This window comes from Mesorhizobium sp. M1338, from assembly GCF_040318045.1.
Classification (GTDB): Bacteria; Pseudomonadota; Alphaproteobacteria; order Rhizobiales; family Rhizobiaceae; genus Mesorhizobium.
Genome location: NZ_JAMYLL010000003.1, coordinates 80,086 through 93,714 on the forward strand (window position 1 = coordinate 80,086; position 13,629 = coordinate 93,714).

Annotated in this window: 15 protein-coding genes; 9 read left to right on the forward strand and 6 right to left on the reverse strand. The window is 62.6% G+C overall.

The window, feature by feature from the left end; all coding sequences use genetic code 11:
- Positions 1-192 precede the first annotated feature (192 nt).
- Positions 193-2,529 carry a response regulator gene (locus NKH19_RS04230; protein ID WP_352864708.1) on the forward strand — a complete coding sequence of 779 codons (2,337 nt, stop codon included), beginning with the start codon at positions 193-195 and terminating at the stop codon, positions 2,527-2,529.
- Here the strand turns inward: NKH19_RS04230 and NKH19_RS04235 are convergent.
- From NKH19_RS04235 to NKH19_RS04255, 5 genes are all read right to left on the reverse strand, one after another.
- Positions 2,498-2,872 (reverse strand): Stf0 family sulfotransferase, encoded by a 375-nt coding sequence (locus NKH19_RS04235; protein ID WP_352864710.1) that lies wholly within the window; start codon positions 2,870-2,872, stop codon positions 2,498-2,500. The genes NKH19_RS04230 and NKH19_RS04235 overlap by 32 nt on opposite strands.
- Complete coding sequence (locus NKH19_RS04240) at positions 2,862-3,488, reverse strand: Stf0 family sulfotransferase (RefSeq protein WP_352981884.1); 627 nt, start codon at positions 3,486-3,488, stop codon at positions 2,862-2,864. Before NKH19_RS04240 ends, NKH19_RS04235 begins: the two co-directional genes overlap by 11 nt.
- Positions 3,489-3,490: 2 nt before the next feature.
- Positions 3,491-4,345, reverse strand: a complete 855-nt coding sequence (locus tag NKH19_RS04245) for a lytic transglycosylase domain-containing protein (RefSeq protein WP_352864716.1) — start codon at positions 4,343-4,345, stop codon at positions 3,491-3,493.
- 6 nt (positions 4,346-4,351) lie between these two features.
- Positions 4,352-5,602, reverse strand: coding sequence for a flavodoxin-dependent (E)-4-hydroxy-3-methylbut-2-enyl-diphosphate synthase (ispG, locus tag NKH19_RS04250; protein WP_352864718.1), 1,251 nt, complete (start codon positions 5,600-5,602; stop codon positions 4,352-4,354).
- A gap of 333 nt (positions 5,603-5,935) precedes the next feature.
- Entirely contained in the window at positions 5,936-6,115 is a 180-nt protein-coding gene (locus NKH19_RS04255) for a YdcH family protein (protein WP_013529217.1), read from the reverse strand.
- 240 nt (positions 6,116-6,355) lie between these two features.
- Here NKH19_RS04255 and NKH19_RS04260 point away from each other — a divergent pair, with 240 nt between their 5' ends.
- Positions 6,356-6,559 (forward strand): YdcH family protein, encoded by a 204-nt coding sequence (locus tag NKH19_RS04260; protein WP_023757446.1) that lies wholly within the window; start codon positions 6,356-6,358, stop codon positions 6,557-6,559.
- Between the two features lie 23 nt (positions 6,560-6,582).
- On the opposite strand, the gene NKH19_RS04265 is transcribed toward NKH19_RS04260, so the two are convergent.
- The gene (locus NKH19_RS04265; RefSeq protein WP_352864721.1) at positions 6,583-7,371 is read right to left on the reverse strand and encodes an IclR family transcriptional regulator; all 789 of its coding nucleotides are present in this window, start codon (positions 7,369-7,371) and stop codon (positions 6,583-6,585) included.
- Between the two features lie 121 nt (positions 7,372-7,492).
- On the opposite strand from NKH19_RS04265, the gene NKH19_RS04270 reads away from it, so the two are divergent.
- The 7 genes from NKH19_RS04270 to NKH19_RS04300 all read left to right on the forward strand — a co-directional run bounded on the left by NKH19_RS04270 (position 7,493) and on the right by NKH19_RS04300 (position 13,607).
- Positions 7,493-8,365 (forward strand): transporter substrate-binding protein, encoded by an 873-nt coding sequence (locus NKH19_RS04270; RefSeq protein WP_292643047.1) that lies wholly within the window; start codon positions 7,493-7,495, stop codon positions 8,363-8,365.
- Positions 8,366-8,539: 174 nt separating this feature from the next.
- On the forward strand, positions 8,540-9,205 hold the full coding sequence (locus NKH19_RS04275; RefSeq protein ID WP_352864724.1) for an amino acid ABC transporter permease: 666 nt from the start codon (positions 8,540-8,542) through the stop codon (positions 9,203-9,205).
- Position 9,206: 1 nt separating this feature from the next.
- A complete protein-coding gene (locus tag NKH19_RS04280; protein ID WP_352864726.1) occupies positions 9,207-9,857 on the forward strand; it encodes an amino acid ABC transporter permease in 651 nt (216 codons plus the stop codon).
- Positions 9,858-9,859: 2 nt separating this feature from the next.
- Positions 9,860-10,654 (forward strand): amino acid ABC transporter ATP-binding protein, encoded by a 795-nt coding sequence (locus NKH19_RS04285; protein ID WP_352864728.1) that lies wholly within the window; start codon positions 9,860-9,862, stop codon positions 10,652-10,654.
- Between the two features lie 37 nt (positions 10,655-10,691).
- On the forward strand, positions 10,692-11,153 hold the full coding sequence (locus NKH19_RS04290; protein ID WP_352605817.1) for a RidA family protein: 462 nt from the start codon (positions 10,692-10,694) through the stop codon (positions 11,151-11,153).
- A gap of 23 nt (positions 11,154-11,176) precedes the next feature.
- Positions 11,177-12,382, forward strand: coding sequence for an aminotransferase class V-fold PLP-dependent enzyme (locus tag NKH19_RS04295; RefSeq protein ID WP_352864731.1), 1,206 nt, complete (start codon positions 11,177-11,179; stop codon positions 12,380-12,382).
- A gap of 235 nt (positions 12,383-12,617) precedes the next feature.
- Positions 12,618-13,607, forward strand: a complete 990-nt coding sequence (locus NKH19_RS04300) for a sugar phosphate isomerase/epimerase family protein (protein WP_352864733.1) — start codon at positions 12,618-12,620, stop codon at positions 13,605-13,607.
- The last annotated feature ends 22 nt before the right edge of the window (positions 13,608-13,629 follow it).

The following is a 13,629-nucleotide window of genomic DNA, read 5'->3' on the forward strand; positions in this document are numbered from 1 at the left end:
ATATGTATAAAAACAAAGACCTGAAGCGGGTCGCCTGAATCCGTTCGGACGCGACACGCTTAGCGACGAAAGGACGTTCAAAAAGCTGTCATCCATCCGGTGGTCCGCATGGTTCGCTATCCACACGAAATTTTAATGTAAATGAAGCGTAATCCCGACCAATAAAATGGTGCGTATGTGTTGGGGTTGCGCATGCCTGAATATTCGTCCTTCATCCGGTCAGTCCGGATTCGCTATATTTCAGGGTTGCTGATCTTCGCGCTGGCTTCCGTGGCAATCGTGGTTGCGCTCGATCGTGTCAATTCCTTTCGCCGTGACATCGATGCGCTGAGCAGCAACCTCGTCGTCTTCACCCGCGACCTGCGCAACGCGACCAGCTTTGCCGAGACGACCGGCACAGCCTGGCGGGCGGAGACACGCGATGCGCTGACCACATCGGCGCGCGGCCATTCGGAACGCCTGACCGGCGAGATCGAGACGCTGACCGCGCAACTCGCGGCGATCAAGCCGCGCCTGTCGGTCAAGACCGCCAACGAGCTCCAGTCCGCTTCCGTCAACGGCGATCTGTTCTGGTCGCCGCGCGACATGGTGCGCAACTTCAACCTGATGTCGGTGGCGCAGAAGGTCGATGAGTGGAGCTATCGCGAGATCCGCAACCAGAACGACCTCTTCGCCCAGCCGATGCTGGTCCGCGTCCGCACCGCCATGGATGATGAGCGCCATCTGGCGGACGCCTCCGGCGACAGGCTGCTGCTGTGGGCAAGCGGTATCCTGTTCGCCGCCCTTGCCATCGTCGCCTTCTGGATCTTCCGCCCGATGGAAGTGGCAATCCGCCGCGCCTTTGCCGAATCCGCGGAATCCCTGTTCAAGGCCGAGGCCGCCGACCGTGCCAAGTCGGAATTCCTGGCCAATATGAGCCATGAAATCCGCACGCCGATGAACGGTGTGCTCGGCATGGCTGAACTGCTGGCCAAGACCGATCTGACGGCGCGCCAAAAGACCTTCACCGAGGTCATCGTCAAATCCGGCAATGCACTGCTCACCATCATCAACGACATCCTCGATTTCTCGAAGATCAATGCCGGGCAACTCACCCTCGACCCCGCTCCCTTCCGTCTCTCCGAGGCGGTCGAGGACGTGGCGACGCTGGTATCGGCGCGCGTCGCCGAAAAGAACCTCGAACTGATCGTGCGTGTCGACCCGCGCCTGCCGGCCCATGTCGTCGGCGACGCCGGCCGGTTCCGGCAGATCGTCACCAACCTCCTCGGCAACGCGGTGAAGTTCACCGAAAAGGGTCATGTGCTGATCGATGTCGGCGGCGAGATCGTCAACGACGTGGTTCAGCTCAAGGTTCGCGTCGAGGACACCGGCATCGGCATACCGGCCGAGAAGCTGCAGAACGTGTTCGAGAAGTTCGCCCAGGTCGACGGTTCGTCGACCCGCCGCCACGAGGGCACCGGCCTTGGCCTCGCCATCGCCGCCCGCCTCGTCGACCTGATGGCGGGCAAGATCGGCGTCGAGAGCGAGATCGGCCGCGGCTCGGTGTTCTGGTTCGCGGTGCCGCTGCCGGCGCATCAGGCCGCGGCTCGCGACGAGATCGTGCCGGTCGACGTCACCGGCGCGCGTGTGCTGGTCATCGACGACAATCCGGTCAACCGCGAAATCCTGCTCGAACAGCTCAGAAGCTGGAGCTTCGATTGTGCCGCCGCCGAAAGCGGCGCCGTGGGCCTGGCCTTCCTCGATCGCGCCTTTCAGCTCGGCGCCGCCGTCGACTGCATCATCCTCGACTACCAGATGCCGGGCATGAACGGCGCCGACGTCGCCAGGGCCATTGCTTCCGACAGTAGGCTGTCCTCCATCCCGGTCGTGTTGCTGACCTCGGTCGACCAGGTCGATTTCGGTAAGATGATCATCGACTTCGGCATTGCCGCGCATCTGACCAAGCCGGCACGCTCCGCGATCCTGCTCGGCACCGTCATCTCGGTCGTGCAGAAGGCCCGCTCGCAGGTCGGCAAGGCGCAGTTCGTCCGCGAACCGATCGTGCGGGCTCCCCCGGCGGCGGCACCTGCCTTCACCGTCATCCGCGGCCCGGCGATGCCGGTCGCGGTGGTGCCGGAATCGGCCACGCCGAACGGACCGATCGACATTCTCATTGCCGAGGACAATGACGTGAACCAACTGGTGTTCGGCCAGATCCTCAATGGGCTGGGCCTCAGCTACCGCATCGCCGGCAACGGCCGCACGGCGGTCGAGATGTACCGGGCGCTGCGCCCCAAGCTGATCCTGATGGACGTTTCGATGCCGGAGATGAACGGCTACGAAGCAACCCGCGCCATCCGGGCGATGGAGGTCTCGGCGGGCACCCGCATACCGATCATCGGCGTCACCGCGCATGCGCTGAAGGGCGATCGCGACAAGTGCATCGAAGCCGGAATGGACGATTATCTGCCGAAGCCGGTTTCGCCCGATCGCCTCGGCACCAAGATCGGCACCTGGCTCAGCGAGACGGTGGTGGCGAAGACGGCATAGCCCGCATCCGCCCGATGCGTCGGACGGCTGCGTCCAGACGATAGCGGCGCATCCAGTCGAGGCTCGTGTCGTCGGAGAGCTTTGCAACGCCGGGGCTTACATCCTCGGCGTCGGGTGCTCGGACCCCCAGGGCTTCGCAGATGCCTGGCAATGTCGCAGCGGGGTTCGCGGCAAGACGCTCATAGCCGACCCGCAGCGGGGATATGCCTTGCTCCGCGAACCAAATGTTCCAGGCTGCATCATAGGTCTCGAGTTCCGTGACCTCACGTCTGATCCGCTCGAAATCATATTGGGGTTCCTTCGGTGGTGCGACCCTTTCGATCTCGGTTCCGTCAGGGAGCAATATGCCAAAGCCCGGTTTGCTCTGCTTTGATCAGGGAGACAGCCTGCGCGAGCTTGTCCTCCCGGGAGAGGTGTATGCAGAGAATGCGGCCAAAGGCCTTTTCAAGACGCGCTCTGTCGGATGGCAGCTGCGGGAAAATCTGGTCGAGGATAGCCGAGACCAGCTGCGGGAAAATCTGGTCGAGGATAGCCGAGAGTTCATCCAGATTTTCGCGCATCAAACGAAGGCCGAAGATGCCGGTCCCACCCTTGCCGGCAGCGATCGCCGCATTGAGATAGGCGGCATTGAATTCGAGCTCGCTCATCGTGTCGCGGTCATGCAGCTTCCACTCTTCAGCCCACTCCGACACGTCCTGCCGCCGATAGAATGAGTGGGGCGTGCCGGCCGTCCTCGCGGACTCCAGAAGCTTGCCGAGCAAAGTGCTTCCGGTCCTCGGCGTGCCGCAGATAATGTATCCATTGAACATGTTGCGGCCCATGCTGGTCGTCAAAGGTAGGGCTGCCGCCCCCTGGTGAAGATGGCCGCCGCTATAGCTGAAATCCTTGCTGGATGCGACGTCTTGGCGGCCACCTTCAAATGCCTCTCTCAGACAAGACACCTTGTCGGCGGTGGACAAAACTACCGGTTGCGCACCACCACGCACGCTCCGCCGACGCTTTGCAATTTCTGGCAGATGACATTGGCGGCGGCACGGTCGTCGACACCGATCCTGACCGCATAGATACCGCGCCGGCCGATCGGCGTGCGTACCCGGCTGACCACCGGATCGTGCCCGTCGAGCAGGGCCGGGAACCGGCTTCTTACCCGCAGCCATTGGTTGATCGCGGCACTGCAGCGGAAGTTGCCGGCCACCTGGATGCCCCATGGTTTTATGTTGATCGAGGCCATCGCCACGGTCCGCGACATGATCACCGGCAGCCTGCGGCAGGCGTCGGCAAAATCCGCCTTTGAGTCGAGCGGCTCGATCCTTCCGGCATAAGCCCGGTCGGTGAACTTGTCCGCCGGCTCGCCCATGATGTCGAAGACATAGCTTTCGGTCTCCATCGGCAGGAAGCCGCCGGAGCTGAGCCAGCGCGACACCCGGCTTTCGCCGGCATTGTAGGCGGCCGCCGCCAGACCGAGATTGCCGTAGCCGGTTTTCATTTCGGCGAGATACTTCGCCGACGCCGGGATCGCCTGGTTGATGTCGAAGGAATTGGCCAGCCCGCGCATCTTGGCGGTGCCGGGCATGAACTGGGCGATGCCTTCGGCGCCGACCGGGCTGACGGCGTCGGGATCGAAACGGCTTTCTTTCCAGATCAGCCGGGCGAAGTAATCCCTGGGCAGGCCGTTCTTGTCGGCATGCGCCTGGATCAGGTTGCAGACCTTGTCGATCAGCCTTTGCTTGGCGGATTGCGGCGGATCAGCCTGAACCAGCGTCGACCAACCCAGGGCGCAAAACAGAACCAGCGTAGCCCTGAGGAAACGCCGCATCGCGCGCTACTCTGCCGCGGCCTTGCCGCGACCAAACCGTTGCTCGATATAGTCGGCGACCATTTTCTCGAAATCCGCCGCGATCGACGGCCCGCGCAGCGTCGCCGCCTTCTTGCCGTCGACGAAGACAGGCGCCGTCGGCGTCTCGCCGGTGCCGGGCAGCGAAATGCCGATGTCGGCATGCTTGGACTCGCCCGGACCGTTGACGATGCAACCCATCACCGCGACCTTGAGGTTCTCGACGCCGGGATATTTTTCGCGCCACACCGGCATGTTCTTGCGCAGATCCGCCTGGATGTTCTGGGCGAGTTCCTGGAACACGGTGGAGGTCGTGCGGCCGCAGCCAGGACATGCGGCAACGATCGGCACGAACTGCCTGAACCCCATGGTCTGCAGCAATTCCTGCGATACCTGCACCTCACGTGTGCGGTCGCCATTCGGCTCCGGCGTCAGCGAAATGCGAATGGTGTCGCCAATGCCTTGCTGGAGCAGGATGCCCATGGCGGCCGACGAAGCCACGATGCCTTTCGAACCCATGCCGGCCTCGGTGAGGCCGAGATGCAGCGCATGGTCGGAGCGGGTGGCGAGTTCGGTATAGACGGCGATCAGATCCTGCACGCCGCTGACCTTGGCCGATAGGATGATTTTCTCGCGACCGAGGCCGATCTCCTCCGCCATCTCGGCCGACAGGATCGCCGACTGCACGATCGCCTCGCGCGTCACTTCCTGCGCCGTCATTGGAAAGCCCTGGGCCTGGTTGTCGTCCATCAGCCGGGTCAGCAGTTCCTGATCGAGCGAGCCCCAGTTGACGCCGATGCGCACCGGCTTGTCGTATCTAATCGCCATCTCGACGATATCAGCGAACTGCCGGTCCTTCTTGTCCTTGAAGCCGACATTGCCCGGGTTGATGCGATATTTGGCCAGCGCCTCGGCGCAGGCCGGATGGTCGGCCAAAAGCTTGTGGCCGATATAGTGGAAATCGCCGACCAGCGGCACGTTGATGCCAAGCCGCTGAAGCCGCTCATGAATGCGCGGCACCGCGGCGGCGCTCTCGTCGCGATCGACGGTGATGCGCACGATCTCGGAGCCGGCCCGGTGGAGTGCCGCGACTTGCGCAACGGTCTGGTCGATATCGGCCGTGTCGGTGTTGGTCATCGACTGCACGACAACGGGCGCACCGCCGCCGACGACCACGCCGCCGACATCGACGCCGACCGAGGTGCGGCGAGGGAAAGGAGAGGAAAAATATCCGGTCATGCCGGCAGCCTTTTGTCTCTGGAGCGCCGAACGTCCCCTTGGACGCACAGAGCGCGCCCCGGGCCGATGCGCTAAAGTCCGGGCATGAGGTGGATGAGCAAAGATGGCTTGTCAATGGCGACAGGTCGCTACTGGCCAGAATCGGCCCGCCGCCAAGGACCAGAAACGATCGATGATCTGGCGAAATCTGGCGACGGCCGAAGCGGAAATTAAGCCGGGTGGAAGTCCAGCTCAGGCCGATGGCCCAGCTCTGGAAATCGAAAACTCCCAGGCCGGCGGCAGTGCCGCCGGGAAAAGAGGCCGCGGATGGTGAGCGGCGATGTCAGGAGGGCATCAATGCGTGGTCGGTTTCCCTCTCAGTTTTTCAATCTCGTCCTTGAGTGCCAGCTTGCGTCGCTTGAGATTCACGATTTCGAGGTCGTCGACCGATGGATGGTTCATCGCGTCATCGATTTCACGTTCGATGTCACCGTGTTTCCGCTGCAACTCATCAAGATGGGATGCAAGAGACATGATTGGTTCTCCCTTTCATGGTTTCCTCGATTGCAGCCGTCATGGCGCGTCCACCGCAGGTTCGCTTCTGTGACGGCATAATGACAGTGTGTCACCTTCCGGCAGCGATGTCGAATGATCCGTGGTAGCATTCCACGACAATGTGAAATGTGATATGGGCTGCGCGCCGGTTGCAAAATCCCACCGGCCCCGCCCAATCAGGCCCATTTTTGGGCGCCGCAGACGTGCAGACGGTAGATAATGTCCGATCAGGAACAGGCTGATATCCGGCTCGAATATTCCCGGCTGAAGCAGGAGCACGCCGATTTCGATGCGGCCATCAACGCGATGATCGCCATGGCCTGCGATCCGCTGCAGATCCAGCGCATGAAGAAGAAAAAACTGTTCCTCAAGGACCGGCTGATGGCGCTGGAAGACAAGATCATTCCCGACATCATTGCCTGAGAGAGCATCCGCTCGTTCGCGTCCTAGGCCGCGGTCGAAAGTCTCGCGGCACGATCACGCAGCAGGCCGATGAGCTCGCCGGTCCGCTCCTCGGACGTATCGATGGGGACCACCAGGCACATCGTAGCCTCGACCTTGCCCGGCGCCGAAAAGACCGGCGCGGCTAGGCATTTCGTATAGGCATCGACCAAGCCCGAGGTGACGCAATAGCCGGCAACTCGCGCCTTTGCGATATCGGTGACAAAATCGTCAAGCCGCAGTTTGCGACCATCGGGCAGCACGAGATCGTCGTCCGACACCATGGCTTCGATTTCAGCCCTCTCCAGCCCCGCCAGAAGCAGCCGTCCCGAGGCCGTCCAGGGCAGCGGTATCTGCAAGCCGGTGGCGGAGCTGATGCGGAAAGGCCTGGTGCCCGGGCTCGCGTGGACGATCGTGTAGCGACCGCTCTGCAGCATGCACAGTTCGGAGGTCTCCCCGGTCTCGCGCGACAGATTGTCGACCTCCTGACGCCCTCGTCTGAGGAGGTCGTTGCCCCGCACATAGTCCATTCCATAGAGATAGAGCTTCTTGCCGAAATAGACGCGATTGCCGTCGCCTCCCATTTCCAGCAGGCCTGCGTCGACCAGCGACCGCACCAGCGTGTAGGTCGTCGAACGGGGCGCATTCACCCCTTTGGCAAGGTCGCCAATGCCGATCGCCCGCTGGGTCGTGTGAAGAAAGTCCAGAATCTCGAGCACTCGGTTGAGCCCCTTTTCACGGGAGCTCGAAATTTTCTCGCCGGCTGAAATCGCGGAAACATTGCCATCTTGCATTGTCGATTCCCGGTGTTAATATCTGTCTTGTACAGGATACACTCGTCCCTTGTAAGAGACAAAATCACGGACGCGTGTCTTGCCTGTGCACAAGGGGAACACAACACGAAAGGAGGTCGCCGTGAACGACACATCCGGAAGACGTGATTTTCTGAAATTGGGAATGGCAGGGCTGGCCACGGCCGGCGTGCTGGCAACCGTCGATGCCCAGAAAGCCGCTGCCCAGGCAGCATCCGACAGCCTGCTGCGCACCGTGCTCGATCGCGGCAAGCTGATCGTCGGCACCGGCAGCACCAATGCACCCTGGCACTTCGAAAACGATGCCGGCGAATTGGTCGGCATGGACATCACCATGGGGCGCATTCTCGCCAAGGGCCTTTTCGACGATCCGACCAAGGTCGAATTCGTCATGCAGGATCCGGCTCAGCGCATTCCGAACGTGACCACCAATAAGGTCGACATCACCATCCAGTTCATGACCATGAGCGCCCAACGCTCGCAGCTGGTCAACTTTTCCCGGCCCTATTATGTCGAGGGCGTTGCCCTGCTGAGCCTGCCGACCGCCGAGAACAAGACTTTCGACAAGCTGCTTGCCGGCGGCGCTGCAACGCGCATCTCGATCCTGCAGAATGTCGATGCCGAGGCGCAGGTGCATTCGGTGCTGCCCGAGTGTCAGGTCATGCAGATCGATACCCAGGCCAACGTGCTGCAAGCGCTGGAATCGAAACGCGTCGACGCCGCCGCAGTCGACCTGTCCACGGTGCGCTGGCTCGCCTCGCGCAATCCGGACAAATACTTCGATGCGGGCAAGAGCTGGCTGAGCATGCTTTATGGCGCGGCTCTGCGGCAAGGCGACCTTGACTGGCTGACCTTCGTCAACTCAACCTTCACCATCGCCATGTTCGGCCACGAGAACGCCCTCTACGATGCCGCGTTCAAGGACTATTTCGGACAGGAGCCGCCGGCGCGCCATCCGGGCTTCCCAGCCATTTGACCTGCATCGGGCGGGAGGGTGTATCCAGCGCCCTTCCGCCTCCCTAGAGCAATTCCAGGAAAAGTGTGAAACGGTTTTCCGTCCGGAATTGCGTCAAAACAAAGAGTTAGAGCGGTTTGCCGTTTCCGTGAAACGGTGAACTGGTCTAAGGCCTGCGGCAACCGAGGCGGACGCATGGGCTATGCCCTCAATTTCAATCTGATCTGGCGGCATTTCGACAAGCTGTGGGGCGGCCTGCTGCTCAGTCTCGAACTCGCCGTCATCTCGATCGCCATCGGCATCGTCATCGGCCTTGTCCTGGCGGTCTGGTACGTGTCTGCCGGGCGTGTGGTGCGCACCATCATCGCCGCCTATGTCGAATTCATCCGCAACGTGCCGCTGATCCTGCTCGTCTATCTCGTCTTCTACGGCCTGCCGACGGTGGTCGATATCGCCTACAGCGCGCCGACCTCGTTTGTCGTCACGCTCTCGCTCTACAGCGGCGCCTATCTGGTCGAAGTGTTCCGCTCCGGGCTCGAGGCGGTTCCGCGCGGACAGCTGGACGCCGGCAAGGCGATCGGCCTAACGCCCTGGCAAAGGCTGCTCAACGTGCGCCTGCCGACGATGCTGCGCATCACGCTGCCGGCATTGTCCAATACCTTCATATCGCTGTTCAAGGACACGTCCGTCGCCTCGGTCATCTCGGTGCCGGAACTGACCTACGGCGCCCAGTGGATCAACTTCAACACGTTCCGGATCGTCGAGGTCTATCTCGTGGTCACGGCGATGTACCTGCTTACCGGCTACATACTGCTTTTCGCGCTTCGGCTTGTCGAACGCCGGTTCAGGGCGGCGCGCTGACATGCTCACCCAGATCGCCTATGCCTTGCCATTCCTTGCCCAGGGCTTTGCCCTGACATTGTGGGTATCCCTGCTGGTCGTGGTGTTCTCCCTGATCGCGGGCGTGATCATGGGCGTCGGTCTCGTCTATGGCCCCGTACCGTTGCGATGGGCGGTGCGCATCTTCAGCGATACCATTCGCGGCATACCGATCCTGGTGCTCATCTTCTTTGTCTATTATGGCCTGCCGGCCGTCGGGCTTCATCTGCCGTCCTTCTGGGCCGCCGTGCTGGCGCTGACCTTGTTCAAGACCGCGCAGGTCGTCGAATATCTCAGGGGTGCGGTCGGATCCATTCCGAAGGGGCAGTCCGAAGCGGCAATGGCGATCGGACTGACCTTTCGCCAGCGCCTGGCCTACGTCATCTTCCCGCAGGCGTTCAGGCGCTTCCTGCCGCCCTGGATCAATGGCGTCACCGACGCGGTCAAGGGCAGCGCGCTGGTGTCGCTGCTCGGCATCACCGATCTGATGCAGGCCATCAACCAGGTCATCGGCCGCACCTATGAGGCGATGCCGCTCTACCTCCTCGGCGCGCTCATCTACTTCGCGATCAACTATGCCCTCTCGCTGGCCAGCCGGCGGCTCGAGCGGCGTTTCTCCTTCATTCGGGATTAGCAATGTCCACAGGTTCGAACGACACCCCGGCGCTTCTCGACATCCGCGACGTCTCCAAAGCCTTTGGAACCGTCCAGGTTCTGCGTTCGGTCAGCCTGCGGGTGGCGCGCGGCGAGGTGGTGACGGTCATCGGCCCCTCCGGCAGCGGCAAGACCACGCTGCTGCGCTGCGTCAACTTCCTCGAAAGCTACGACAGCGGCTCGATCCGCATCGACGGCAAGGAGGTCGGCTTTCGCGAAGCCGGAGCCCGCCAGCGCCGCAGCGAACGCGATCTCGCCGCGATGCGGGCCGAGACCGGCATGGTGTTCCAGAGCTTCAACCTCTTTCCGCACCTGACGGCGGCGGGCAACATCATGCTTGGCCTCACCAAGGTGCGCGGCAAGAGCAGTGCGGAGGCCCGCACCATCGCCGAACACTGGCTCGGCCGGGTCGGCCTTGCCCACAAGGCCGACAGTCTGCCCGCCGAACTGTCCGGCGGCCAGCAGCAGCGTGTCGGCATTGCCCGCGCCGTGGCCATGGGGCCGAAGATCCTGCTTCTCGACGAGATAACCTCCGCGCTCGACCCGGAGTTGGTCGGCGAGGTGCTCGAGGTCGTGCGAAGCCTGGCCGAGGACGGCATGACGATGGTGATGGTCACGCACGAAATGGCCTTTGCACGCGATGCCTCGAGCCGCATCATCTTCATGGCCGATGGCGGCGTCAGCGCGGCGGGTCCACCCGCCGAAATCCTGGCGGCGGACACTGACAATGAGCGTCTGCGCACCTTCCTGGCACGTTTCCGCGCATCGCATTTCTAAACGGGACAGCGAGCGCTGTCGCAAGGAGCCTTCTTTCATGACGCCTTATATCCGGCTCGCCGCGTTGGGCCTGACGCTGCCCGAGCCGCCGACCCCGATCGCCAATTTCGTCACCCATGCCGAAAGCGGCCGGCTGATCTTCCTGTCCGGCCAGGGGCCGCTGCGGACCGACGGCACGCTGTTCACCGGCAAGGTGGGAGATGATGTCACCGTCGAAGAGGCTTATGGCCACGCCCGCCTCACCGGCCTCAACCTGCTCGCCGTGATGCACGCAGCCACTGGCGATCTTGGCCGGATCGTGCGCATCGTCAAGCTGCTCGGCTTCGTCAACGCGATACCGACCTTCAGCGACCACCCGAAAGTGGTCAATGGCTGTTCCGATCTGTTCGCCGATGTGTTCGACACCATTGGCGGCCATGCCCGCTCGGCGATCGGCGTCGGCTCCTTGCCTGGAAACATCACCGTCGAAATCGAGGCGGTCGTCGAGATCGCCGCCTGACCCGTAGAAATGGAATCCGAGAGATGAAAACCACTTCCACCGACGGCTCCAACACCACCATCCGCGAACGGCTCGGCCTTCGCCCGATCATCAACGTCTCCGGCACGATGACGGCGCTCGGCGCGTCTATCATCGTGCCTGAAGCGGTCAGCGCCATGGCGGAAATGGCCTCGCAATGGGTGGAGATGGATGATCTGCAGCGTGCCGCAAGCACGATCGTGGCGCGTCTTACCGGCGGCGAGGCCGGTTTCATCACCGCCTGCTGCGCCAGCGGCATCACCATGGCGATCGCCGGCGCGATGACGGGAACCAACCTGCTCGCCATCGAGCGGCTGCCGGACGACACCGAAGGGCTGAAGTCGGAGGTCATCGTCCAGCTCGGCCACATCGTCAACTACGGCGCGCCAATCGACCAGTCGGTCCGGCTGGCCGGCGCAAAGGTCGTGCCGGCTGGCACCGTCAGCGTTACGCAGGATTACCATGTGCGTGAGGCGATCAACGTTCGCACGGCGGCGGGTCTCTACGTCGTCGCCCATCATACCGTGCAATACGGCATGCTCTCATTGGAGGAATTCTGCGAGATCTGCCACGCCAGGGGCGTCCCGGTGATCGTCGACGCGGCCTCCGAATACGATCTGCGCGGCTTCCTCGCGCGCGGCGCCGACATCGTCATCTACAGCGGACATAAATTCCTGAGCGGGCCGACCAGCGGCATCGTCACCGGGCGCAAGGATCTGGTTCGAACCGCCTACTTGCAGAACCGCGGCGTCGCGCGCGCCATGAAGGTCGGCAAGGAAAGCATCGCCGGCACCATGGCCGCACTGGAAGCCTGGGAAAAGCGCGACCATGCCGGCATCCGCCGGCGCGAAGAAGCGGCACTGAACCTGTGGAAGGACACGTCGCAGGGGCTGCCGGGCATCGTCGCGCAGATCATCCCCGACCCCACCGCCAACCCTCTGGATCGGTTGCAGATCTTTGTGTTGCCTGAAAGCCGGTTCACGGCGGCCGGTCTCGCCTCGGCATTGGCGACAGGTTCGCCGCCGATCATCGTGCGCAACCATGAAGTGGAGCGCGGCCATTTCTTCCTCGACCCCTGCAATCTTCATCCCGGTGAGGCCGAGATCGTCGCCGAACGGCTGCGCGCCATACTGACCGCGGCCGACCGGCCCGCCAATGCCATGAAGCCTGCCCGCAAGGATTCGTCCGGTGTCTTGCGCTGGCCGGATTGAAACGCGAGACGGACCGCTGCTTGAAAATGTGCCGGTCGCGATTAGTGCACGCTATCACGCGACCATCGCCCTGACGGATTCCCAACCTACGGCGTCGGCTAGGAAACTGCCGGCGCGCCTCTACGCGACTTAGCCCAGCCGCAACGGCGGCCTTGCGGCTGTTCACCGTCCCGCAAAACAATAACTTTACAAATATTCGTGTTTATGTGAAGTTATGACTATTGAAGGGTCGATCATGATAGCCAATCGCTTCGCCACGCGCCTGAATTCCTTTGCCTCGCGGCCGCTGGCCGAATGGCCGGACCTTACCGGCAAGCCGTCGCTGCTGCAGATGGCGGCGCGCGCTGCCAAGGTAGCTGGATTGACCGACCTCGATCTGAATTACCCCGACCATGTCGGCGAAAAGCCTGCTGAAATCGCCCGCAGACTCGGCGACCTCGGCCTTTCCATCAATGGCTTTGCCATGCGTTACTACTCCAACCCGGCCTTCAAGCTCGGCGCCTTCACCAATCCGGACCCGGCGGTGCGCCGTGAAGCAATCGACCTGACCAAATCCGGCATCGACGCCGTGCGTGAAGCCGGCGCCAGCCTGATGACGCTTTGGCTCGGCCAGGATGGCTTCGACTACGTCTTCCAGGCCGACTATTCGACGCTCTGGCAACACGAAATCGATGGGATTCGTGAAGTTGCCGCGCATGATCCCGACTGCCAGATCAGCTTGGAATACAAGCCCAACGAGCCGCGCTCCTACAGCCTGATGCCGGACGCGGCGACGACCTTGCTGGCGATCCGCGATGTCGGCCTGCCCAATCTCGGCGTCACGCTTGATTTCGCCCATGTGCTCTATGCCGACGAACAGCCGGCCTTCGCCGCGGCCCTGGTGGCGCGCCACAGCAAGCTGCTCGGCGTGCATCTCAACGACGGCTACGCCAAGCGCGATGATGGCCTGATGGTCGGCGCGGTGCACACGCTGCAGACCATCGAGCTGCTCAGGCAGATCCGCCGCGACGGTTACGCCGGGGCCATCTATTTCGACACGTTCCCCGACATGACCGGGCTCGATCCGGTTCGCGAGTGCGAAGTCAACATCGCCACCGTCAAGCGCATGCTGCGCGTCGTTGACCGGCTGGAGCAGGACAATCGCCTGTCCGCCGCCATGGACAGCCAGGACGCGGTGACATCGCAGGCCATCATCCAGGAAATCATGCTCGGGCCGGATAGCTGAAGCCTCGGCCGGGCCATCACCG

Bases quoted from the DNA above. Each gene is read 5' to 3' on its own strand.
- NKH19_RS04230 (WP_352864708.1), top strand. From the start codon at position 193: ATGCCTGAATATTCGTCCTTCATCCGGTCAGTCCGGATTCGCTATATT.
- NKH19_RS04245 (WP_352864716.1), bottom strand. From the start codon at position 4,345: ATGCGGCGTTTCCTCAGGGCTACGCTGGTTCTGTTTTGCGCCCTGGGT.
- ispG (WP_352864718.1), bottom strand. From the start codon at position 5,602: ATGACCGGATATTTTTCCTCTCCTTTCCCTCGCCGCACCTCGGTCGGC.
- NKH19_RS04255 (WP_013529217.1), bottom strand. From the start codon at position 6,115: ATGTCTCTTGCATCCCATCTTGATGAGTTGCAGCGGAAACACGGTGAC.
- NKH19_RS04260 (WP_023757446.1), top strand. From the start codon at position 6,356: ATGTCCGATCAGGAACAGGCTGATATCCGGCTCGAATATTCCCGGCTG.
- NKH19_RS04265 (WP_352864721.1), bottom strand. From the start codon at position 7,371: ATGCAAGATGGCAATGTTTCCGCGATTTCAGCCGGCGAGAAAATTTCG.
- NKH19_RS04275 (WP_352864724.1), top strand. From the start codon at position 8,540: ATGGGCTATGCCCTCAATTTCAATCTGATCTGGCGGCATTTCGACAAG.
- NKH19_RS04280 (WP_352864726.1), top strand. From the start codon at position 9,207: ATGCTCACCCAGATCGCCTATGCCTTGCCATTCCTTGCCCAGGGCTTT.
- NKH19_RS04285 (WP_352864728.1), top strand. From the start codon at position 9,860: ATGTCCACAGGTTCGAACGACACCCCGGCGCTTCTCGACATCCGCGAC.
- NKH19_RS04290 (WP_352605817.1), top strand. From the start codon at position 10,692: ATGACGCCTTATATCCGGCTCGCCGCGTTGGGCCTGACGCTGCCCGAG.
- NKH19_RS04295 (WP_352864731.1), top strand. From the start codon at position 11,177: ATGAAAACCACTTCCACCGACGGCTCCAACACCACCATCCGCGAACGG.
- NKH19_RS04300 (WP_352864733.1), top strand. From the start codon at position 12,618: ATGATAGCCAATCGCTTCGCCACGCGCCTGAATTCCTTTGCCTCGCGG.